General features: G+C 40.9%; 23 protein-coding genes and 1 other RNA gene. 5 read left to right on the forward strand and 19 right to left on the reverse strand.

Annotated features, from left to right (window positions below):
- The first annotated feature begins 8 nt into the window (after positions 1-8).
- The gene (locus tag ABG082_RS15520; RefSeq protein ID WP_250026623.1) at positions 9-947 is read left to right on the forward strand and encodes a metal ABC transporter substrate-binding protein; all 939 of its coding nucleotides are present in this window, start codon (positions 9-11) and stop codon (positions 945-947) included.
- 38 nt (positions 948-985) lie between these two features.
- Here the strand turns inward: ABG082_RS15520 and ABG082_RS15525 are convergent, their stop codons facing one another.
- Positions 986-1,534: a hypothetical protein gene (locus ABG082_RS15525; protein ID WP_019743629.1), complete on the reverse strand. Its 549-nt coding sequence runs from the start codon at positions 1,532-1,534 to the stop codon at positions 986-988.
- Between the two features lie 88 nt (positions 1,535-1,622).
- Between ABG082_RS15525 and ABG082_RS15530 the strand changes: the two genes are divergently transcribed.
- Positions 1,623-2,231 carry a TetR/AcrR family transcriptional regulator gene (locus ABG082_RS15530; RefSeq protein ID WP_019743630.1) on the forward strand — a complete coding sequence of 203 codons (609 nt, stop codon included), beginning with the start codon at positions 1,623-1,625 and terminating at the stop codon, positions 2,229-2,231.
- 220 nt (positions 2,232-2,451) lie between these two features.
- Here the strand turns inward: ABG082_RS15530 and ABG082_RS15535 are convergent, their stop codons facing one another.
- The 10 genes from ABG082_RS15535 to ABG082_RS15580 all read right to left on the reverse strand — a co-directional run bounded on the left by ABG082_RS15535 (position 2,452) and on the right by ABG082_RS15580 (position 13,386).
- Positions 2,452-3,387: a response regulator gene (locus ABG082_RS15535; protein WP_348936238.1), complete on the reverse strand. Its 936-nt coding sequence runs from the start codon at positions 3,385-3,387 to the stop codon at positions 2,452-2,454.
- Complete coding sequence (locus tag ABG082_RS15540) at positions 3,384-4,700, reverse strand: sensor histidine kinase (protein ID WP_138826433.1); 1,317 nt, start codon at positions 4,698-4,700, stop codon at positions 3,384-3,386. Before ABG082_RS15540 ends, ABG082_RS15535 begins: the two co-directional genes overlap by 4 nt.
- A gap of 117 nt (positions 4,701-4,817) precedes the next feature.
- Positions 4,818-6,263, reverse strand: coding sequence for an aspartate ammonia-lyase (gene aspA / locus ABG082_RS15545; protein ID WP_065461073.1), 1,446 nt, complete (start codon positions 6,261-6,263; stop codon positions 4,818-4,820).
- Positions 6,264-6,279: 16 nt separating this feature from the next.
- Positions 6,280-7,557 (reverse strand): cation:dicarboxylase symporter family transporter, encoded by a 1,278-nt coding sequence (locus ABG082_RS15550; RefSeq protein WP_007500222.1) that lies wholly within the window; start codon positions 7,555-7,557, stop codon positions 6,280-6,282.
- A gap of 175 nt (positions 7,558-7,732) precedes the next feature.
- Positions 7,733-7,867: a hypothetical protein gene (locus ABG082_RS15555; RefSeq protein ID WP_255234054.1), complete on the reverse strand. Its 135-nt coding sequence runs from the start codon at positions 7,865-7,867 to the stop codon at positions 7,733-7,735.
- Positions 7,864-10,299, reverse strand: a complete 2,436-nt coding sequence (locus tag ABG082_RS15560) for a heavy metal translocating P-type ATPase (protein ID WP_348936239.1) — start codon at positions 10,297-10,299, stop codon at positions 7,864-7,866. The genes ABG082_RS15555 and ABG082_RS15560 overlap by 4 nt, the downstream gene beginning before the upstream one ends.
- Before the next feature lie 84 nt (positions 10,300-10,383).
- The gene (gene copZ / locus ABG082_RS15565) at positions 10,384-10,590 is read right to left on the reverse strand and encodes a copper chaperone CopZ (protein WP_008347645.1); all 207 of its coding nucleotides are present in this window, start codon (positions 10,588-10,590) and stop codon (positions 10,384-10,386) included.
- 83 nt (positions 10,591-10,673) lie between these two features.
- The gene (locus tag ABG082_RS15570) at positions 10,674-10,979 is read right to left on the reverse strand and encodes a metal-sensing transcriptional repressor (protein ID WP_057079082.1); all 306 of its coding nucleotides are present in this window, start codon (positions 10,977-10,979) and stop codon (positions 10,674-10,676) included.
- A gap of 97 nt (positions 10,980-11,076) precedes the next feature.
- Positions 11,077-11,532 (reverse strand): DUF6376 family protein, encoded by a 456-nt coding sequence (locus ABG082_RS15575; RefSeq protein WP_017368061.1) that lies wholly within the window; start codon positions 11,530-11,532, stop codon positions 11,077-11,079.
- A 255-nt stretch (positions 11,533-11,787) separates the two neighbouring features.
- On the reverse strand, positions 11,788-13,386 hold the full coding sequence (locus tag ABG082_RS15580; protein WP_017368062.1) for a histidine kinase N-terminal 7TM domain-containing protein: 1,599 nt from the start codon (positions 13,384-13,386) through the stop codon (positions 11,788-11,790).
- Between the two features lie 64 nt (positions 13,387-13,450).
- Here ABG082_RS15580 and ABG082_RS15585 point away from each other — a divergent pair, with 64 nt between their 5' ends.
- Positions 13,451-13,606 (forward strand): hypothetical protein, encoded by a 156-nt coding sequence (locus tag ABG082_RS15585; protein WP_017359231.1) that lies wholly within the window; start codon positions 13,451-13,453, stop codon positions 13,604-13,606.
- A 19-nt stretch (positions 13,607-13,625) separates the two neighbouring features.
- Positions 13,626-13,871, forward strand: coding sequence for a hypothetical protein (locus tag ABG082_RS15590; RefSeq protein WP_277687560.1), 246 nt, complete (start codon positions 13,626-13,628; stop codon positions 13,869-13,871).
- A 102-nt stretch (positions 13,872-13,973) separates the two neighbouring features.
- On the opposite strand, the gene ABG082_RS15595 is transcribed toward ABG082_RS15590, so the two are convergent.
- Positions 13,974-14,540, reverse strand: coding sequence for a hypothetical protein (locus ABG082_RS15595; RefSeq protein ID WP_046527452.1), 567 nt, complete (start codon positions 14,538-14,540; stop codon positions 13,974-13,976).
- A gap of 427 nt (positions 14,541-14,967) precedes the next feature.
- Here ABG082_RS15595 and ABG082_RS15600 point away from each other — a divergent pair, with 427 nt between their 5' ends.
- On the forward strand, positions 14,968-15,804 hold the full coding sequence (locus tag ABG082_RS15600) for a hypothetical protein (protein ID WP_108610980.1): 837 nt from the start codon (positions 14,968-14,970) through the stop codon (positions 15,802-15,804).
- Between the two features lie 110 nt (positions 15,805-15,914).
- On the opposite strand, the gene ssrA is transcribed toward ABG082_RS15600, so the two are convergent.
- From ssrA to ABG082_RS15635, 7 genes are all read right to left on the reverse strand, one after another.
- Positions 15,915-16,278: a transfer-messenger RNA gene (gene ssrA, locus ABG082_RS15605) on the reverse strand.
- 179 nt (positions 16,279-16,457) lie between these two features.
- The gene (smpB, locus tag ABG082_RS15610; RefSeq protein WP_008347658.1) at positions 16,458-16,928 is read right to left on the reverse strand and encodes an SsrA-binding protein SmpB; all 471 of its coding nucleotides are present in this window, start codon (positions 16,926-16,928) and stop codon (positions 16,458-16,460) included.
- A 139-nt stretch (positions 16,929-17,067) separates the two neighbouring features.
- On the reverse strand, positions 17,068-19,407 hold the full coding sequence (rnr, locus tag ABG082_RS15615; RefSeq protein ID WP_008347660.1) for a ribonuclease R: 2,340 nt from the start codon (positions 19,405-19,407) through the stop codon (positions 17,068-17,070).
- Between the two features lie 19 nt (positions 19,408-19,426).
- Complete coding sequence (locus tag ABG082_RS15620; RefSeq protein WP_039963774.1) at positions 19,427-20,173, reverse strand: carboxylesterase; 747 nt, start codon at positions 20,171-20,173, stop codon at positions 19,427-19,429.
- Between the two features lie 123 nt (positions 20,174-20,296).
- On the reverse strand, positions 20,297-20,530 hold the full coding sequence (secG, locus tag ABG082_RS15625; protein ID WP_003212746.1) for a preprotein translocase subunit SecG: 234 nt from the start codon (positions 20,528-20,530) through the stop codon (positions 20,297-20,299).
- A gap of 187 nt (positions 20,531-20,717) precedes the next feature.
- Positions 20,718-21,008, reverse strand: a complete 291-nt coding sequence (locus ABG082_RS15630; RefSeq protein WP_008347666.1) for an AbrB/MazE/SpoVT family DNA-binding domain-containing protein — start codon at positions 21,006-21,008, stop codon at positions 20,718-20,720.
- Positions 21,009-21,045: 37 nt separating this feature from the next.
- Positions 21,046-21,279 carry a helix-turn-helix transcriptional regulator gene (locus ABG082_RS15635; RefSeq protein ID WP_008347669.1) on the reverse strand — a complete coding sequence of 78 codons (234 nt, stop codon included), beginning with the start codon at positions 21,277-21,279 and terminating at the stop codon, positions 21,046-21,048.
- Between the last annotated feature and the right edge of the window lie 116 nt (positions 21,280-21,395).

Below are 21,395 nucleotides of genomic sequence, written 5' to 3' on the forward strand. Positions count from 1 at the left end.
GGACATATATGAAGAAGGTATTAGCAATCCGTTTGACCGCAGTATGTATTGCCCTTTTGGTCATCGCAGGCTGTTCTACCCAGCAAAAGAGTTCCGGAAAAGATGACGGTACATTAAAAGTTGTCACGACCTACTCCATTCTTTATGACATTGTGAAGGAAGTAGGAGGACAGCATGTCTCTATTCACAGCATTGTTCCCATTGGTACAGACCCACATGAATTTGACCCCCTACCAAAGGATGTTCAGTATACGACGGATGCAGACCTTGTTCTATCTAATGGCTTGAACCTTGAAACAGGGAATGGCTGGTTTCAAAAACTGCTTGAATCGAGCGGCAAGGACGGGGATGATGCACCTGTAGCCGAGCTGAGTAAAGGCGTCAAAGTGAAGCATTTATCTTCAAAAGGGCTTGAAAGCCAGCAGGACCCACACGCATGGCTGAATGTCGAGAATGGGATTCTTTATGCGCAAAATGCCAGAGATGCGCTCATTCAAGCAGATCCTGAGCATAAAGAGGATTACGAGAAAAATGCTGAAACCTATATCAAAAAGCTTCAAACGCTTCACGATGAAGCAAAAGACAAGTTTGATCAACTGCCAAAAGACAAAAAACTCCTTGTCACAAGCGAAGGGGCATTCAAATATTTTGCGGATGCGTATGGACTGAAAGCCGGATACATTTGGGAGATCAACACAGAAAGTGAAGGAACACCTGGACAAATGAAGCGCATCATTCATTTTGTCAAAGACCATCAAGTTCCTGCCCTTTTTCTTGAAACAAGTGTAGATAAGCGCAGCCTTGAAAGCCTATCTGAAGAAACAGGAGTTCCGATTAAGGGGAAAGTATTTACGGACTCTATCGGCAAAGAAGGTGAAGATGGGGACAGCTACTATCACATGATGAAATGGAATATCGACACCATTTACAAAGGATTGTCCTCATAGCAAAAAGACAGGTGGAATGAGTCCGCCTGTCTTTTTTGTCAACCTGCTACATTTTCCGGGTGTTTTTTCGGCCAAATGACGTAGCTGATGCTAATGATGAAATCAATGGCTAAGACCATCCCCCACACACTGACAAGCTGCATCAGAGATTCCGTTCGTTCTGGTGCTTGGATGAGATAGGTCAATCCATATAACAGCCCCGCTCCGATGACATAAGAGATGAAATGACGTGTCCAGCCCACCATTTCATACAAAGACCGCTCCTTCCCGTACTTTGGTTTCCCCTTTGGCTTAGGACCACCTGCAAAACGATAAGCAAACTTAGCATCCGCCCATTTCACCATTTGATGTCCAAAGGCCAGACTCACACCAATATAAACAGCCGCAAGCCCGTGAATGACGCTCGCCACAGCCCCTTGCTTTAAATCAATATAAGTAGCCGCAAGAAGGATGAGATCTAAAACCGGGGTACAGACAAGAAAGAAAGCACCCCATTTTTTCTGTTTAAACACATAACGCAGTGTTAAGCCCATTAGAATAAACAGCCAAAAACCAATTTCACATGCCACAATCAATAAACCGACCAATTTCCCCACATCCTTTTTAACACGATTGTATTAAATAAAAAATAACACAACTGTGTTAAAAAAACAATAGCTGTGCTAAAATCAATGTATGCCAAAAATCGTCGATCACCATAAACAAAAACAAAAGGTCGCTCAAGCTGCTATGAGAGTGATTAAACAAGAGGGATTGGAAAGTGCTTCTGTACGAAAAATAGCCGTTGAAGCTGGCATTTCAGCCGGCTCTATGCGCCATTATTTTTCCACACAGCAAGAATTATTTCTATTCTCAATGAATTTAATTCAGGAAAGAGTGAAGGAGCGAATTGCTAGGCTTCCATTAAACGGTTCAACAGAGGAAAATGTATTCACTTTATTGGAGCAGGTTCTTCCACTAGACGAAGAACGAATATTTGAAATGGAGGTGTGGCAGGCTTTTACAGTCAAGGCACTGACTGAACCAGATTTACAGCCGCTCAATGCAAAGATGTATGACGAGCTTTTTCAAACCGTTCAATTTTGCTTAATGAAATTGAAAGAGGATGAGCTACTGCTAGATCATGTCGATCTTTTATTAGAAACTGAGCGGCTTTATGCGGTCATCAATGGGCTTGCATTGAATGGAATCGTACAGCCCCATCGTTTACCGCCTCAGCTCATGCGCTCCGTGCTACAGATGCATCTTCAATCCATCACAAAAAAAGACATGCCCTCCTTATAGTGAGCATGTCTTCAGATTGTTGACAAAGGGCTAAAATGAACTTTATTTTAGCCCTTTGTCTTCTTTTCAGCGTGATAGAAAACCTTTGCAGTCTAGGAAGGACGAGCATTGGCGCGGAGCGAATTTGACATTCGTGAGCACCGAAGCGCAGGACTGACAACGAATGCGAGGGTTTGTCTACACGCTGAGACATGCCCTCCTTATAGAGAGCATGTCTTTTTTAATCTTCCATAAAAATACGTTTCGCCTCGTAATAGAGCACCTGTACAAATTTCTTCACATTGATACGTGTGTGCTCTTCTCTTCCACTTGTCTCTTTTGTGAGTTCACTCATTTTCTTACGCACAATGGTAAAATCGAAAAATTTTGATGCATAGTTTTCAAAGGTTGGGTGAGAAAAATCGGTTAACCCTAGCGAGGCGATGTGTTTCAATGATTGGTTGATCGCACGTCTTACCCGCTGTTCCGCTGCTTTTGCTTCTCTTGCGATGTCTGCTGATGTAAAAGGTTCGTTTAATTTATCCTCTGTGATGCCAGTGAAAATCACTTTTAATGAAGGAAAAGAGTCGTGCTGATCGGCATGTACCGCTAAATACTGATCTGTGAAAAGAATCATATCTAGTAAATCCTTAGACCCCTTTTCGCCGACAATCCCAAGCTCCGCCAGCAAAAACTGACCTGCCTCTGCAAGACTTTTCCCGCGCTGCTTCGTTTTCGTGGTCTGTCCGCGCTGCTGGAACTGCATGACCGATTTGAGCGAATGCTGAATATTTTCAATTGAGTGCTCTAAATGCAGACGTTCAATCATGAGGTGGAGCACACTTAAGACCTCTACCCGATTGATCGGCTTTGTCACATAATACTCGACACCGAGCGTATATGCCTGGCCGATGAGTTCCTTTGTTTCTACCTGTGACAGCATTAAATATTTCCCATGAAATTCATCCTTGATCGCTCGAATCGTCTCAAGACCGTCCCTTTCCGGCATCAGAAGATCAATACACAAGATATCAATATGCAAATCATTTAAGTAGCTCGCTGTTACTTCAGCACCATCCTCTGCTTCCCCGGCCACAAAGCCAAGCTCTTCATCTTCAATGAGCTGTGCGAGTGAAGAACGAACGGCTTCATCATCATCGACAATAAAAAATCTCATCTCCCATTTCCCTCTTTTCTGCTGACTTGATCAATTGGTATCGTTAAAGTGAACTTCGTTTGTTGATTTGGGATACTCTTCATTTCAACACTTCCGCCAAGCTTCTCGGCTGTGTCTTTCACATAGGAAAGACCGATGCCGCTTGATGGGTTCCCGGCCTGGTCGTATTTTAAAGTGAAGCCCGGTTTAAAGATCACATGATGGTTACGCTCTTTAATGCCTGGCCCGTTGTCACTGACTTGAAAGATCACATCATTCTCTTTCCGTGAAATGGATAGTGATACCTCTCCATTCACCGGAATGGCTTCAATGGCATTGGATACAATGTTATTTAATAAAGATAGAATGGTATACACATGATAAGCAGGGTGCTGTCCTTCTTCATCATAATGAAAAACGATGTGTTTTTTAAGAGATTCCGCGTAATTTTCATGGATACGGATCACAAGTCCAGCGATATGAGCAGGACTTGCATACTCCTGAAATTTTTCCTCATGAATCAGCTTGGATAAAGCAGAAAAAATCCGCTGATTGTCCTTTTTAATTTCGTGTACCTCACCTGCAATTTGCAGGGCTGTTTTTCCGAGTTTTTTCAAATCTAATGATTCCGTATCCTTTGCATGATGCAGAGATTGATACAATTGATATGAAGTAGCTGTAATGTGCTCAGCATGTGCAAGGGTTTTATAAAAATATGTAGATTCCGTATAAAGATTTGACAGCAGCATCAGCAGGTGTTCCTTTTCCTTCTTCATTTGGCGCTCTCTCGCCTGTTCTTCGTATAATCGAATCATCGTATAACAAGCCAATACGAAAAAGCTTCTGAAAATCGCCAATACAAATAGTTGAAACAGCGTTCTCACTGTTAAAATTTCATCAATGGCTCCCCTGAGTGCAATCATTTCGACTACACTTGCGCATAGTTCCATGATGATCCCTGTCGCCCCAATCAGCCAAGGCTTATCACGGAAACGTCTGACCTGTAATACATAAAAAAGCGTACCATAGACGACGTAATACAGCAGGGAAGGAAATCTTAAAGAAACGGCCTCTTCCAGCGCTAGGTGGCCTGACACAGCAGTATCAAGAAGCACCCGGAATGCAAACACGGATCCCCCCGCAATGATGCCGCTTGCCCATGCCGGGAATTTTTTCATTTGAAGCAGGATAAAGAAAAAGACAACGGTTCCAAAGCTCACCCGAAAGCTATCCTCAAATGGATAAAATTTCAGCTCTCCCCCAATCGGAGTCAGAACAATGAGCATGATAATTAAATAAGGCTCTGTATTCAACCATTTTTTCAGTAGATTCAAACGCAGTCACATCCCTAATAATTGACGATAGTATACTATGTGCGCTTCAGAAAAACAAACAGTCCATGAAAAAACGCACACCGGACATTTGTCGGTGTGCGCTTCTCATGATGCCGCTTAATCTTCTAAACGATCCTTTTCTAAAAGTGATGCACCAGCAATACCTGGTTTCGTCATTTCAAAAGGATTTAAGATGATATCAAGCTCTTCCTCTGATAACACATCATTTTGCAGACAAAGCTCACGTACAGATACGCCTGTAAGTATCGCTTCTCTCGCAATTCGTGCAGCAGCTTCATAACCAATATGCGGATTGACCGCCGTCATGACACCAGCACTCTTTTCTACATATTCTTTTAATCTAGATTCATCTGCTTTTAGGTCACGCAAGCAGTTATCGACAAAGGATTCAAATACATTTTTCATCATACTGAGAGACTGTAGTAAGTTGAATATTAAAACTGGCTCCATGACGTTCAGTTCAAGCTGACCAGCCTCTGATGCAAGGCAGATCGTGTGGTCATTTCCAATGACTTGGAATGCCACTTGGTTCATGACCTCAGGCATCACTGGGTTGACTTTCCCTGGCATGATAGATGAACCTGGCTGTCTTGGCGGCAAGTGCAGCTCACCAAAGCCTGCTCTAGGACCTGAAGCCATCAAACGAATATCGTTTGCCATTTTGGACATATTCATCATACATACTTTCAGTGCAGCTGATACTTCTGTATAAGCATCTGTATTTTGCGTAGCATCGACCAAATCTTCTGCTCCAACTAACGGCAATCCGCTAATGTCAGCTAGATAGCCAACCACCTGGCGAATATATTTAGGATCAGCATTCAGTCCTGTTCCAACTGCGGTTGCGCCCATATTGACTTCATATAAATGCTGTCTAGACTGCTTGATTCGTTTAATATCACGAGCAAGAACCTTTGCATATGCACTAAACTCTTGACCAAGTCTGATTGGAACAGCGTCCTGAAGATGCGTACGTCCCATTTTGATGACATGATCGAATTCTTGCGCTTTTTCTGTCATGACTTGATGCATGTTTTCCATCGTATAAAGTAGTTTTTCAATCATATTCAATGTTGAAATATGAATCGCTGTTGGGAAAACGTCGTTTGTTGACTGCGACATGTTCACATGCGTGTTTGGACTTAGCTCAGTATAAGCGCCTTTTTCCTTTCCTAGTAGTTCAAGCGCTCTGTTTGCAATGACTTCATTGGCATTCATATTCATTGAAGTGCCAGCCCCGCCTTGAATTGGATCGACAATAAATTGATTATTCCATTTTCCTTCAATCACTTCATCTGCGGCTTGAACAATTTTTTCTCCAAGACCAGCATATAATCGCTGTGTATCCATATTTGCAAGTGCGGCTGCTTTTTTGACAATCCCTAATGCTTTGATGAGTTCCTCATGAACATGGTAGCCAGTAATTGGAAAGTTCTCTACTGCACGTAATGTTTGAATTCCATAATACGCTTGAGTGTCTACTTCCTTTTCACCTAGAAAGTCTCGTTCGATACGAACTTGCTTGTCCTGTAGCTTCGTCATTTGAAAAGATCTCCTTTTACGCTGCTTTTGTTTGTTGTTTTAATTCCTCAATATACTTCTTCGATTTCTCTTGATCAAACACTTTTTCCCACTTAGACATGACAATGGCTGCAAGTGAGTTACCAAATACGTTAACAGTTGTACGAACCATGTCAAGGATACGGTCGATCCCAACGATGAAGGCAAGTCCTTCAAGTGGAAGTCCCATTGCTCCAAGTGTTGTGATGACAACAACGATCGATGCACCTGGTACACCAGCCATTCCTTTTGATGTGAGCATTAAGATTAATAGTAACGTAATTTGCTCATAGATGGAAAGAGGCATGCCGTACATTTGTGCAACAAATATGGCGGCAATGGATTGATAGATGGCACTTCCATCTAAGTTAAAGGTATAGCCTGTTGGGATAACGAACGACGTGATCGCTTTCGGGCATCCGAACTTCTCCATTTTGTCCATTAATCTAGGCAATACAGCTTCTGAACTTGCTGTTGAGAATGCAAGAATGATTTCTTCTTTTAACACTCTAAATAGTGTAAAGACGCTTGTTCCAGCTAATTTTGCGATAATGCCAAGTACGACAATAACGAAGAATGCCATTGTACCGTAAACGACAAGTACCAGTTTACCTAGCGGGAGAAGCGCTCCGACCCCGAATTTGATCACCGTCACACTGATGAGCGCGAATACACCAAATGGTGCAAACTTCATCACTTTATTGGTCACCCAGAACATCGCTTCGAGGATGCCCTCAAAAAATCCTAACACTGGTTTTCCTTTGTCTCCAACTGCTGCAATTCCTAATCCGAATAACACTGTAAAGAAGATTGTTGGTAATAGATCACCTTCTGCAATGGATTGGAACACGTTTGTTGGCACAAGATGCACAATCGTTTCAGAGAAACTAGCTTTTTCGGCAGAAGACTTAGATGTCTCTTCATATTTAGAGATATCGCCTTTCTCCATGTTACTCATATCAATTCCTGTACCAGGATGGAAAACGTTTGCTGCAAGCAGTCCAACTGCTAATGCAATCGTTGTCACAATTTCGAAGTAAAGAATCGTTTTCCCACCGAGTCTTCCGATGGTTTTCATATCGCCTACACCTGCAACGGCTACAATCAATGCAGCAATAACAATTGGAAGAACGATCATTTTAATTAAGTGGATGAATATATCGCCAATCGGCGTTAACACATTAATAACGGTTTCATTTTGATAAAACAGCGCTCCTACGACAACACCCAAAACAAGTGCGATGAGTATTTGAGAAGCTAACCCTAACTTTTTCATACGTGGACCCCCTTTTTTTGATAACGCTTTCTTTGTTGCTTAATCGCATCTTAACGATGAACCTACAAAAAACGACAAAAAGGAACAAAAAGAAGTGAATTTTTTATGAAAAATCTTTTAAAAGGTGGGTTTTTCCACAAAATTGTTAAAAAAAGACTTCGCTTTTGGCGAAGTCTTAATGTTGCTGCATCTGTTCAACTGGCGACTCTTGATGTGGAGAAAATTTGTCATAAACAGCATAACCAATCAGTACAAGCGCCACATAAATCACAGCACTCAATGTCCACACCCATTTGACATTCAGCTTCATTTTGCTACACCCTCTCTGACAGGTTTCAATCGCTGTAATCTTAGTGCGTTCAGCACAACCGATACAGAACTAAAGGCCATTGCCGCTCCTGCAAGCCATGGCGCCAGGAACCCAAATGCAGCGATCGGTATACCAATACAATTGTAAGCAAGCGCCCAAAATAGATTCTGTTTAATGTTTCTCATCGTTTTTCTGCTAAATTCAAGTGCATCTGCAATGGCATGGAGATCTCCTGTCATGAGCGTAATATCTGCCGCTTCCATGGCAACATCTGTACCTGTTCCGACGGCCATCCCGATATTTGCTGTTGCAAGGGCAGGGGCATCATTGATGCCGTCTCCAACCATCGCCACTTTTTTTCCTTGTTTCTGAAGCGCTGCAATATGAGCCGCTTTTTCCTCAGGAAGAACTTCAGCGATCACATGATCTATGCCTGCCTCACTCGCAATCGCTTCTGCTGTTCGTTTGTTATCTCCTGTCATCATCACGACGTGAATCCCTTGCTCTTTGAGACGAGCGACCGCTTGAGAAGAAGACGATTTGATCGTATCTGCAACGGCGACAATACCTGCTGGCTCGCGGTCAATGGCAATGAGCATCGCCGTTTTTCCTTGTTCTTCAAGCTCAGTCACAACTGCTTCTAGTGCTTCGCAGCTGATATGATGTTTCTTTAAGAGCTTCCGTGTGCCAATCAAAAGCTCATGTCCCGCAGCCCTTGCTTCAATTCCATGACCAGGATCTGCTTGAAAAGCTTCTACCTCGACCGCTTGGAGACCCCGGTTCTTCATGCCTTCTGTAATCGCTCTGGCAAGTGGATGCTCTGACTGCTGTTCTGCCGATCCTGCTAACTGAAGCAGCTTATCTTCTGTCCAATTGGCAGACGCAATCACATCTGTAAGACTCGGCTCCCCTTTTGTCACAGTCCCTGTTTTATCTAGCACTACTGTATCTAGTGATTGGGTTATCTCTAAATGTTCTCCGCCTTTAAACAAAATCCCTGATTCAGCTGCACGGCCGCTGCCTGCCATAATAGAGGTCGGTGTAGCAAGACCAAGCGCACAAGGACATGCGATGACGATGACCGCTATAAAGGTTTCAAGTGCAGATGTCACATTCCCTGGGTCAACAAAGAAAAACCAAATCAGAAAAGTGAGCACAGCCAATCCTACAACAATGGGGACAAATACCCCTGAAATTTGATCTGCCATTCTTTGAATTGGTGCTTTTGAGCCTTGCGCTTGTTCGACGACTCGAATGATTTGTGAAAGAGCCGTTTCTTTTCCTACTTTTGTTGCTTTCACTTTCACAAATCCATTTTTATTGATGGTTGCCCCGATGACTGTATCTCCTGTGGTTTTATCAACTGGCAGACTTTCACCTGTAATCATGGATTCGTCGATTGCTGTTGTTCCTTCGATGATTTCTCCGTCTACCGGGACTTTTTCACCCGGCTTGACGAACACAAGATCATTCACTTTCACTTCAGAAATAGGAACGGTCATTTCTTTCCCATCTCGCTCTATCACAGCTTCTTTCGCTTGTAAACCCATCAGTTTTTGAATCGCTTCTGATGATCTCCCTTTCGCTCTTGCTTCCATTAATTTTCCGAGCACAATTAGCGTAATGAGCACAGCACTCGTTTCATAATAGAGGGCCGCCTCATGTGTGCCTTGAACCGCTGACTGAATACTTTCATATAAACTATAGAAAAAAGCAGCTGATGTCCCTAATGCCACAAGGACATCCATATTGGCACTTTTATTTTTCAACGCTTTATAAGCACCTACATAAAAAGGCCAGCCGACAATGAACTGGACGGGCGCTGCTAATGCGAGCTGAACCCATGGATTCATAAACGCTTCTGGCAACCAAATAAACGATGTGAAAGAAAAATGACTGACCATTGCCCAAAGAAGAGGCAATGACAAAATCATCGAGAACAAAAAGCGTGCCGTTTGTTTCTCAATCGCTACTTGGCGATGGTCTTTTTTCCCTTCCTCTGCATGCTCTTCGGCTGGTTCGATTAATGAATACCCAATGGATTTCACAGCCTCTTTTATGTCACTTGGAGATATTTGCCCAGGATGATACGTCACCTGAAGTGACTCAAGCGCAAAGTTCACTGATCCTTGATCAATACCGTCCATCCGGTTGACTTTTTTCTCAATTCGGTTTGCACAAGCCGCACATGTCATTCCCTCTATATCAAATTCGGCTTGCTCCATCACCACATCATAGCCAAGAGATTGAATTTTTTGTTTTAGATCCTCTGCTGTGAGTCGTTCTGTTTCATACACAATGTGGGATGTTTCAAGCGCTAAGTTCACACTGGCGTCGTCCACACCTTCCAACCTGTTCAAGCCCTTTTCAATGCGGCCTGCACAGGCGGCGCAAGTCATTCCCGTAATTTGAAAATCAATTTCTTTTTTCATTTATCTCACCTCTCCACATACTCCATGGGGGTATTGTTATTTTTAAAAAAATACGTGCTGTCTTATGCAGCACGTATGCTCATTTTATACGACATCATATCCCTGTTCTTCAATGACATCAGAGATCTGGTGTAACGTGATTTGATCTGAGTGAAAGGAAACCTCCACCTGACCCTTATCTAAATGGACTTTCACAGATTCAACACCTGCTAATTCTCCTACATTTCCTTCGACTGCTTTCACACAATGTCCGCAAGACATGCCTTGCACTTGTAGTGTTGCTTGTTCCACTTCTCATCGCCTCCATCAATCATTTTCTATTTTTACTATACCCTAGTAGGGTATCATTGTAAACATAAATGATCCGCTGTTTGCTACGATTTTGTCAGCTTCGTGAAGACATTCATTAACTCCTCAATGGCTTCATCCCCATTACCGCTCTTAATGGCATCTGCTACGCAATGATGTGTATGCTTTTCCATTAATTGAAGACTCACTTTTTTTAAAGCTGCATTGACAGCAGAAATTTGATTCACGACATCTATACAGTAACGATCGTTTTCAATCATTTGCTGAATCCCTCGCACTTGACCTTCCACTCGTTTTAATCGGTTGATTAATTGCTCTTTTTCCTTCTCAGCTCTAGGCGAAGCGATATGTCTTGCTTCTTGTTCTGTCATCTGATCACCTTTTTTCTATCATACTTGTGTTACATTCAATTAAAGCATATCTTCACCTGAAAAGGCAAAGATATGCTGAGATCACCGTTTGTTTATCCTAGTTTGTCAACTGTTCAATATCTTGCAAAAGGTTGACAGATTGCTGAAGCTGCTTCATGAGGCCTTGCTGATCCTCTAAAATAGCTGCAGCATCGAAGTTGTCCATTTTCAATTGCTGTAAATAGGTTTGAATCTCCTCTGACAGCACTTTATTTTTCTCTATGATTTGTGCATGCAGGTCTTCTGCTATTGATGGGGCTGTGAGTTCATTAAATTCTTGAATGTCTGCTTTCAATGATTCAAGCTGCTGCGTCAAATCTGCTCTTTTGGCAACATCTTGTACAGCTTCTTCCGCAAGCTGTGGAAAATCCTCTGTGAATTGCTGAATATCTGTCACATACTCATTTGCCTCTGTGACATATGTCGTTGTATCGTTTACTTGGTCTAGCAGTCCAGAACATCCACTTAACAAAAACGTACCGGTAAATAGAAACGCCATCACATATTGTTTCAAGATCCATCATCCTTTCATCTGCTATGTTGAAACCCCTCATTTGTCCAGCTCCCAACCACACAGATGCAAAAAGACCTTAAAAAAAGCCAGACCTTTGCCTCAAGTGTGATAGGCAAAGGTCTGGCTAACATGTTCATGCCGGAATGGCCGAGAAACAACGGATGTTTCTGTAATGACGACCAAACCGTAAAAGCTACTCCCCTTTAGGAAACCGTTCAAATGTTATGTTTATCATATCTAAATGAAGGACAACAGTCAATGAGAAGCAGGCGGAAGATCCTGCTTTTGGTACAGCATATAGTCCGAACCAGTTGATGCATAAATCCGATTACGTCCCTGGCGTTTTGACATATACAAGGCTTGATCTGCCTCAAATAGAAGCGTTTCTAATATAGAGGGATCATTCGCTGTATGGGCGACGCCAAAACTTGCTGTCACTCTTACTTTTTTCTCATCTGTCTGAAAGAAACTCACTTCAAATGAATGTCTCATTTGTTCCGCAATATGACATGCCTCTTCAAATGAATGATGCGGCAGACAAATGGCGAACTCTTCTCCGCCATATCGCCCAAATAAATCATCCATCTTCAAATGTTGCTGACAAATGGACACAACATGACGCAATGCCTCGTCTCCAATGTGATGTCCGTGCGTATCATTGATTTGTTTAAAGAAATCAATATCAAATAGCAATATCGCAGTATCCTGCGCATCCTCTTCCAATAACATCTGCGTTCGTTCAATAAAGGAAGACCGATTGAAGATATTCGTCAAACCATCAATATATGCTCGGCGCTCCAGCTCTTCCTGCAATAGTCGCTGCTCAGTAACATCGCTGATCACAATTTGCCTGCCTTCGACTTCGCCTCTTCTATTAAAAAGAGAAGAAGCAGTGAGATGATAATAGAAGGGCTGCTCTTTTTCCCACATTAAATCATACTGTGAATGATCCTGCGGAGAACGCAGCCACTGGATAAACGCCGGCTCTTTGATGATCCCTGAGAATATATCATCGATTTTATAGCCGATTCCCTTTTTAGCGAGCACAGGAATGATCAATGCAGCCGCAGGGTTATAATCAATCAGTGTTCGGTATCGATCCAATATAAGAACACCTTCTGACATATGTTCAAACACACGCTCCATCGCAATGGGAGAGAGCTTAAAGAGATGAAAAGACATAATCGCCCATAAGTAGAGTGCGTTGGTTAAAAACATCACCACTGGTACTGGGTCAATGTGAAAAGGCGTGACACCTAATAAATAGATAAAAGAAGTCGTGATCGGTAATAATATTCCAACGAGCAAGATCAGAACCTGTTTCAAATAATCTTTCTTCACACGTAAAAACCAAAGCAGCATAAAAATAGCGAGCATGGAACAACCAAATGTATAGACCCCATGAATGATATACCAATAACCAATGGTAAAATCAGCTAATAAAAACCCGTCTACTGTATTCATCGTGATGCTTCGGTAAAAGAGTGAATGAAAAGAGTTGGTGAACACCAGAATGGTGGTTAAAATTGGAATCAGCAAGAAGAGAAGCACGCGGCGCTTTGTTACATATTGATGGAAACCAGTAAACTGCAGCACAATCATCAGGCTGAACGGTGCAATGAACGGAAGACCTATGTATTGAAAACTAACCCAGAATGTAATTTCTTGAGGGGTGCGCGCCAATAATTCAAATGTATGTCCAAAAATATAAATCGCAGTTGCTCCAGACATATACATAAACAATTGACAGCCAATATACCGATGGCGATTTGCATGAGCAATGATTGATAATATTACGGACAGAATGCCAGAAACACTCATGATCACAATAAAATGTAAAACAATCGAATCCATGTAAACGCCCCAATTTCAGTTATTTAGAACTAGTCTAATCTTACTATATATGAGGACGTCTCAAATGGGAAGATGTGATTTTGATTTGGTTGGCGGTTTTTTGGAAAGCGTTCGTCATTTTACTAGTCGTGGCGCCTTATCTGTTCATTACTTTTTACTTATTTTATGGATAAAGCATATTGTAGCAAGTGAAATATCTGTACAATGTGGAGATGAATGAAAAGGAGGCTTGATAGGAGATGACTTTTTTGATCATCATGGCAGGTTTGTTCATGCTGATTCTTTTAGAGAAGCCATTTCAGAAGAAACGATCTGAGCTGTTATTTTTGATGAGTTATTTGCTGCTGATTGCGGTTTATGTGATTCAGACAACATTTGTGGAGATCATGTCGGATGGGCTTTTGATGATGATGGCGGTGATTGTGGTTTGCCCTTTGTTTGTTCGGTTGGTTCGGTTTTCCTCGAGGAACTTACATGAAAAGTAAGAAGGATGACAGTATGTAGCATCCTTCTTATGTTGTGAACTAAACTCGTTATTCTTAAGACCCACTGAGCTTTGTAAAGCAGACGTCTTTTTCTTTACTTAATTATGAATTTGATTTATCTTTTTGTTTTTCATTTGCTTTATCGTCTTTCATTTTACTCATCTCTTTTTTAGCATTATCCACTTCTTCTAAAGCTTTTTTCATTCTAGAATTCATGAAACTTAAATCATCATCACTGACTTTATCTCGCTTGATTACTTTTAAGATATCTTTGAAAAGTGATTCAAATTTGTCATCCGCTTTCACCAAGTACTCGTTTACTTTTTTATACGTATCAGGAACTTTAACTTCTTTGTCTTTGGCTTCGCTGAGTAATTCTCTCATGCTATCAATCTTTGTCTCAACATCACTAGCCCATTCTTTATCGTAAACCTCGTCTAAAGGAACCAACGATAAAACAAAAGACATAATTCTTTCTTCAAACCGTTTTAGATATCCCTTATACCATGATGCATATTCGCTATCAGTCATTTTTTCTATTTTTTCTTGTTTTGCTGCTGCTTTGTTTGATGAACCGTTTGCTGATTCATTTTTACCGCATGCTGTACCCATCATCAATGTAAATACTAAAAGAAATACTGAAATGATTGTCTTTTTGTTTGTTTTCATTTTTATGAATTACTCCTTATCCTTTGAGACTTTTTCTAATTCGTCAACTACTTTAGGTGTTTAATCATATGCTTTGTAGGGTCTATTCGAACTTTTTTCTTTTAACTAAATTGTCCCCCTGTCATTATCTGGTGATATTCCCCTACAAATTATCATCGGTTAAAAAATAGGTATATTTAGGTATTCTCCCTAACTTTCTAATAAAAAATTCTATAAGAAACAACTTAAGCATCTATCTTCCAGACACTAAATACGACGGCTTCTGAAAGTTTAGAAAGAAGTTACATTGCCGAATCGCTTCTTAATTTTTGAATTTTAAGTGTGAAATGAATTACATGAAGTATATTAAAGTATAATAAAGAGGTTAAAAAATGAAGTTAGATAATCTTCTAATAAATAAAGAGTGGACATAAAGGAGAACTTACGAATGACTTTTGATGAATTAATGGAACTTTCAGAAGAAGAATTTATAAATTATGATTTCAAAAGAGAGGTTTTTGATTTAAGAAATTTAATATATGATGAAAAAAACCCTATTGCAAATATCATTCTATATAAAGGTAATATTTATGGTTCCCAATCTGATTGTGATAGATTACCTTTGACCCTCGAAATATACAAACGCTTATGGGGAAATCAATTTGAATTCTGGAATACTAAACAAACAGATTTTGTTGAGGCAAATGGAGAAACAATGAATTCATTTGTAACTCCTTACAAAGCCTTTTATAAGGAGACATATGATTTATCCAATCCTATATTTAAAGATTATGCAAAATTAACACACACAGTAGGTAATTTTATACCTGTATACGCCATCAAAAATAATAAAAATTGGTTTTCTCCTTTTAATAGCAAACGTTATAAATCTACCTATGATTATTGGGATCTAACTTTGAACCATATGAAAGTCATTTTAAATGATTTTATGAATAGTAATGATTCTATTGAGATTTTTTTAGAAAACACAATGAACAATAACACTTTCAAGTATAAAAAGTATATTATTGAATCTGCTAAATGGATTTTAAGTTTTAAAACTTGGCCTAATTTTGTGGAGAAGAATTTTTTGCAGAGTTTTTTAGAAAACCCAAAAGATTTAACCAGTGAACCAAAAGAATTTTGGCGCAATCACTTTAAAGGAACAGTTAGTACCAAAGATGAAAATAATCTGAGTGAATTTTTAACTTTTGTTAATCAAGCTATTCTTGAACGAAGTTCACTTATATATAAACAACTGAAACTAAATTATGAATTCCTATAATATTTGTAACAGCAACATATAGCAAAAGTTCATTGCAACTATAAAATTTCACGTATTTAAAAAGTGTCAAAACCCTTATCTAACATGGGTTTTGACACTTTTTTAAAATCATATGGAGACGGTGGGAGTCGAACCCACGTCCAGAGACATCGATTACTTAAGCGTCTACGAGCGTAGTCAACATATTTACGTGTTCACTCATCCTCATGCCTGCTGACGGGCGCTTGGAGAGCTAGTCTGATGGATCTCTTCTTACGTCCTCAGACGAAAACGTAAGCGTAGCCTACTTCATTGGGCTCCTCACAGACACATAGGCGATGTCAGGAAGAGCTCGCTGCGCTTATTAGGCAGCTAGTGCTAAGTTTTGGTTAAAACTTTTAGTTTTGCCAGTTACATTTAGGTGCGTGTTAACGAGATCGCCTCTCGGCTCGCAGCCTAAGCTCGAACCATCCCTGTCGAATCCGTAACGTCCCCTTGTAAAAGGGATATACGGGATGGAAACGTTCTTTCGCTTAACTGCTTCCGTATATGACTATTATAACAATCTCATCGCTTGAAACAACTGGTGTTTTCTGTAAAAAAAGCGGTGATTGTTTACTGCATAACATATTGTAGCATAATGCTTCCGCTCTCAGCAAGCCATCTGCATCAGGCTAAAATTGCTTTTGCCGGTCACGGAAAGCACGCTCGATTTCACGTTTCGCATCTTTTTTCTTCAGATCTTCACGTTTATCGTATTTCTTCTTCCCTTTACCGACTCCAATTAGCACTTTGGCAAAACCATTTTTCAAATAGAGTTTAATGGGAACAAGTGAGTAGCCTTCTTCCTTTGTCGCACCAATCAATTTACTGATTTGTTTGCGGTGGAGCAGCAGCTTTCTCGTTCTGAGCGGATCATGGTTATAACGGTTCCCCTGCTCGTATGGGCTCACGTGCATATTGTGAAGAAACACTTCTCCTCGTTCAATTTTGGCAAAGGAATCTTTTAAATTCACTTTTCCTGCTCGAATGGATTTGATTTCAGTTCCTTGTAATACAAGGCCGGCTTCGTATGTTTCTTCTATAAAATAATCATGATTGGCTTTTTTGTTTTGGGAAACAACCTTTCCCTCTCCCTTTGGCATTGGCGTACACCCTCCTTTTGGCACAGACACGGTCCAAATCGTACGGATTATTTTATCAAACAATCCAGCTTTCGACAATGCTGATGCCACGTGGTCAAAAAGCAAATAGAGCGTGATGCCCTATTTGCTTTTTGTCACGTTACTTTTTCTTTTTGCGCTTTTGTTTCGGTGCGTTATCAAATACACGTTTTTTCTTTTTCTTCTTTTTACGACCTGTAAACCAGTCGCCGCCTTTATCCTCTTTGCCTTTTTCTCCAGAGGCCTTTTGACCTCCGCGTCCTTTTTTTGCTGGTGGATCTGTCCGTTTTTTGAACTTGAAGTCCTTTGGTGATTTACGGCGAGTGCCTTTCATCCCGACGATTTCAAAATCAATGGAATGCTCATCTTTATTCACACTCACCACTTTGACAGTAATTTCGTCACCGATGCGATATACATTCCCTGTCCGCTCACCGATCATGGCAAAGTGCTGTTCATCAAAACGATAGTAATCGTCTGTCATGTAGCTCACATGGACAAGACCTTCTATCGTATTCGGCAGTTCAACGAATAGTCCGAAATTCGTGACGGAACTAATCATACCATCAAACTCTTCACCGATTTTATCAAGCATAAACTCTGCCTTTTTCAGGTCATCTGTTTCGCGCTCAGCATCAACAGAGCGGCGCTCCATTGTAGATGCATGATCTGCGATTTCTGGCAACAATTGACCCCATTTTTCAAGGGTCGCTTCGTCTGTCTTTTTCTCTATTAAATAGGTTCTGATCAGCCTATGCACGATTAAATCCGGGTAACGGCGGATCGGTGATGTGAAGTGTGTATAGAATTCCGTTGATAATCCAAAATGGCCAATGCTTTCTGGATCATACTTCGCCTGTTTCATAGAGCGAAGCATCACAGTTTGAATGACGACTTCTTCTGGTTGATCTCTGACAGCATCGAGGACACTTTGAAGTGCGCGCGGGTGAATGTTCGTTGACGTCCCTTTCACAATGTAACCAAACGTCGTCACGAACTCTAAAAAGCGCTGAAGCTTCTCAGGATTTGGTTCTTCGTGAATTCGGTAAATGAACGGAACATTCATCCAGTGGAAATGCTCGGCAACTGTTTCGTTTGCCACCAGCATGAATTCTTCAATTAATTTTTCGGCAACAGAACGCTCACGAATAACTACGTCTTTCGCTGCGCCTTCATCATCTACAAGCACTTTTGCTTCCTTGAAGTCAAAGTCGACTGCTCCACGCTCCATTCGCTTGTCACGCAGAATTTCTGCAAGCTTCTCCATCTCTTGGAACATTGGTACTAACGGCTCGTATTTGTCTAAAAGCTCTTCATCTTGGTCAACTAAAATCTTATTCACATCGGAATAGGTCATTCTTTCCGTCGTCTTGATCACACTTTGGAAAATTTCGTGTTTGACAACCTTCCCGCTTCGATCAATGATCATTTCACAAGAGAGTGTGAGACGATCAACCTTCGGATTCAATGAACAAATGCCATTTGACAGGCGATGAGGAATCATTGGAATGACGCGGTCGACAAGATACACACTCGTTCCACGCTCATAGGCTTCCTGATCAATCGGAGAGTTTTCCGTTACATAATGAGAGACATCCGCAATATGCACACCCAGTTTGTATTTACCATCATCCAACTTTTGCACAGTAACCGCATCGTCCAAGTCCTTTGCATCTGCACCGTCAATCGTCACGATCGTTTCATTGCGCAGATCACGTCTGCCCTCTAAGTCCTTTTCATCGATCGTTTCAGGTGTGTCTGCTGCCTGCTGGAGCGCTTCTTCCGGAAACTCACCTGGTAGACCGTGTTTATGAATAATCGATAAAATATCGATGCCAGGGTCATTTTTGTGACCAAGGATTTCCGTCACTTCACCCTCTGCGCTCATTCTTCCTTCTGGATAGCTTGTCAGCGTGACAACGACTTTATGACCTTCAACCGCTCCGTTTTTAGCGGATTTTGGAATGAAGATATCGTTTGTGATTTTTTTATCATCAGGAATGACAAAACCAAAACTTTTCGTTTCTGTATAGGTACCGACAACCGTCTGAGTATTACGCTCTAGTATACGGATGACCGTTCCTTCTTTTTTGGTGCCATTTGATTTGTGGCTGACACGAACCATGACGGTGTCGCCATTCATTGCTGTGCCTAGCTCATTTGGCGGAATGAAAATATCATCCTGTCCAAACTCTTCTGGTGTCACAAATGCAAATCCTTTTGCATGCGCAGACAGCTTCCCTTTTACCAAGTTCATTTTTTCCGGTACACCATAGCGGTCGCTGCGGGTACGGACGATAAGCCCCTGATCCTCTAATATCACAAGTGCTTTGACGAGCTCTTTATAATCATCTGGATTGGTAATTTCCATCATGACTTCTAATTCCTGTACCGTTAATGGTTTGTACGCCTCTTCTTGCATAAACGCAAGTAATTCATCCATAAATTCTTCTTTTTGCACACTCTAACCCCCTATATATTTAAATTGACCAATCGAGTGATTCTAAGAATGCATATACATCCTGATGAACCTTCTCTCGCTCTTTATCAAGCGTGATAACATGGCCCGATTCTTCATACCACTTTAAATGTTTTTCATCTGTCTCTACTTCGTTATAAATAATGTTTGCACTGTCTGTATTAATCATATGATCATGACGTGCCTGAACAACAAAAGTAGGTGAATAAATCATGTCAACATTGTTTCTCACATCTGCAATGAGTTCTTGCAGGCCTTTGAGCGTGCCCATTGGTGTTTTCTTGAACTCTTCCATCTCTTGCTCAATTTGATCCTCAGACTTACCCTCGAATTTTTTATAGTTACGGGCATAATCTAGTACACCCTGATACATGACTTCTTCACTTTTTATGTACATAGGTGCACACATAGGTACAATTCCCTTTACAGGTACAGTGTAACCTAATTTCAATGAAAAAACTCCTCCGAGGGATAGTCCGCAGACCGCAATTTCCTCATAGCCTTCGTCTTTTAAAAATTGATAGCCTTCTTCTACATCTTTCCACCAATCTGTAGGACCTGTATGAACAAGCTCCTCTGGCGGTACACCGTGTCCTTTGTATTGAGGTGCATGGCATGTATAGCCTCTTTCATTCAAATAACGCCCAAGCATGCGAACATCGGCTGTATTCCCAGTAAAACCGTGAAGAAGAAGCACCGCCTTTTCTCCACCTTTAAACGTAAATGGTTTTGGTGTAACAACTTTCATGATGTGACTTCCTTTCCTTCTGATATGGTTTATATTTTCCACTTGTATGTATGAAACAAACACAAAAGAGTGCTGATAATAAAAAAAGGTCTGAAAAAAGATCAGACCTTCTGTTACTCGCGCCTACACGCCTAAATATGCCAATGCAAGTGTTAAGATGAAGAAAAGCACTGACAAAATGACAGTTAATCGGTGAAGAATCAAGTCAAGACCTCTCGCTTTTTGCTTACCGAAAAGCTGCTCGGCTCCACCTGAAATAGCGCCTGACAGTCCTGCACTTTTACTTGATTGTAATAATACAACGATGATAAGTGCGATACTGACAATTACGAGTAATGTGATAACAAATGCGTGCATGAAAACACCTCCAGACAAACTGGTACACATAACTTTATTTTACATGAAAACAAGGTGCATGTCACGAAACATCAAAATAAAGATTTCCTATATATTGTCGACTTTATTTGTCATTTTGATTCAATTTCGCTCCAATGGATTGTATGCAGCATTTTTTATATGCAATTTTTGAGGTTAAAAAGCGTTTTTAGCGAGTTGCTTCTTCTTTCAATAGCTGTTTTAATTCTACTAACAGCCGCTCAGCTCCCTCAGGACTCAGCACGACGTTACCATTTCCATAGCTTTTGTTGTATTTCGTTATTTGGCCAGTTAATAAGCAGCTCTTATCTGCATCATATTTTTTCAGCATAATGGTTTGATCTTCGATGAAAATTTCTAACAGCTGCTCTTCTTTTATATTGAGTACCTTCCGCATTTCTGAAGGCAGAACAATTCTGCCAAGCGAATCAATGTGTCTTACCATTCCAGTTCTTTTCAATGAAGCCGCCTCCTTTATGATCATACGATGATTCCATTCATTGACTTTTGTCAACATCTTCATAGTAAAATAAATCTTCAAATTTTTTATCAAAGTAATGAATCATTTTGCCAATGACAAGCTGCCCTGGCTTCCGGTGACCATTCAATACCCTGCTGAGTGTGGCAGGAGAGATGCCAATTTCATCTGCGAGCTGATTTAAAGACATATCGTTTTCGATCATATACTGCATCACAAAAGCCCGCCTGATCTGAATCTTTTCGACCATCATTACAACCTCCCTCTAGGATCAATATGTACAACATGTAGGACTCTCATATCTCCTGGATTCATTAACTTATGTCAACACTTTTACGCCCTTTCTATTTCCTTTGGTCAATGATCATA

It is taken from the genome of Bacillus sp. BS1807G30 (assembly GCF_040047675.1).
Taxonomy (GTDB): domain Bacteria; phylum Bacillota; class Bacilli; order Bacillales; family Bacillaceae; genus Bacillus; species Bacillus altitudinis.

Coding starts and splice junctions, on each gene's coding strand:
- ABG082_RS15570 (WP_057079082.1), bottom strand. CDS start 10,979: ATGACAGAACAAGAAGCAAGACATATCGCTTCGCCTAGAGCTGAGAAG.
- ABG082_RS15535 (WP_348936238.1), bottom strand. CDS start 3,387: ATGAGATTTTTTATTGTCGATGATGATGAAGCCGTTCGTTCTTCACTC.
- ABG082_RS15580 (WP_017368062.1), bottom strand. CDS start 13,386: ATGGATTCGATTGTTTTACATTTTATTGTGATCATGAGTGTTTCTGGC.
- smpB (WP_008347658.1), bottom strand. CDS start 16,928: ATGCCAAAGGGAGAGGGAAAGGTTGTTTCCCAAAACAAAAAAGCCAAT.
- secG (WP_003212746.1), bottom strand. CDS start 20,530: ATGCACGCATTTGTTATCACATTACTCGTAATTGTCAGTATCGCACTT.
- ABG082_RS15635 (WP_008347669.1), bottom strand. CDS start 21,279: ATGATGGTCGAAAAGATTCAGATCAGGCGGGCTTTTGTGATGCAGTAT.
- ABG082_RS15600 (WP_108610980.1), top strand. CDS start 14,968: ATGACTTTTGATGAATTAATGGAACTTTCAGAAGAAGAATTTATAAAT.
- ABG082_RS15585 (WP_017359231.1), top strand. CDS start 13,451: ATGGGAAGATGTGATTTTGATTTGGTTGGCGGTTTTTTGGAAAGCGTT.
- ABG082_RS15590 (WP_277687560.1), top strand. CDS start 13,626: ATGACTTTTTTGATCATCATGGCAGGTTTGTTCATGCTGATTCTTTTA.
- ABG082_RS15595 (WP_046527452.1), bottom strand. CDS start 14,540: ATGAAAACAAACAAAAAGACAATCATTTCAGTATTTCTTTTAGTATTT.
- ABG082_RS15555 (WP_255234054.1), bottom strand. CDS start 7,867: ATGAAGCTGAATGTCAAATGGGTGTGGACATTGAGTGCTGTGATTTAT.
- ABG082_RS15530 (WP_019743630.1), top strand. CDS start 1,623: ATGCCAAAAATCGTCGATCACCATAAACAAAAACAAAAGGTCGCTCAA.
- ABG082_RS15620 (WP_039963774.1), bottom strand. CDS start 20,173: ATGAAAGTTGTTACACCAAAACCATTTACGTTTAAAGGTGGAGAAAAG.
- aspA (WP_065461073.1), bottom strand. CDS start 6,263: ATGACGAAGCTACAGGACAAGCAAGTTCGTATCGAACGAGACTTTCTA.
- ABG082_RS15520 (WP_250026623.1), top strand. CDS start 9: ATGAAGAAGGTATTAGCAATCCGTTTGACCGCAGTATGTATTGCCCTT.
- ABG082_RS15560 (WP_348936239.1), bottom strand. CDS start 10,299: ATGAAAAAAGAAATTGATTTTCAAATTACGGGAATGACTTGCGCCGCC.
- ABG082_RS15550 (WP_007500222.1), bottom strand. CDS start 7,557: ATGAAAAAGTTAGGGTTAGCTTCTCAAATACTCATCGCACTTGTTTTG.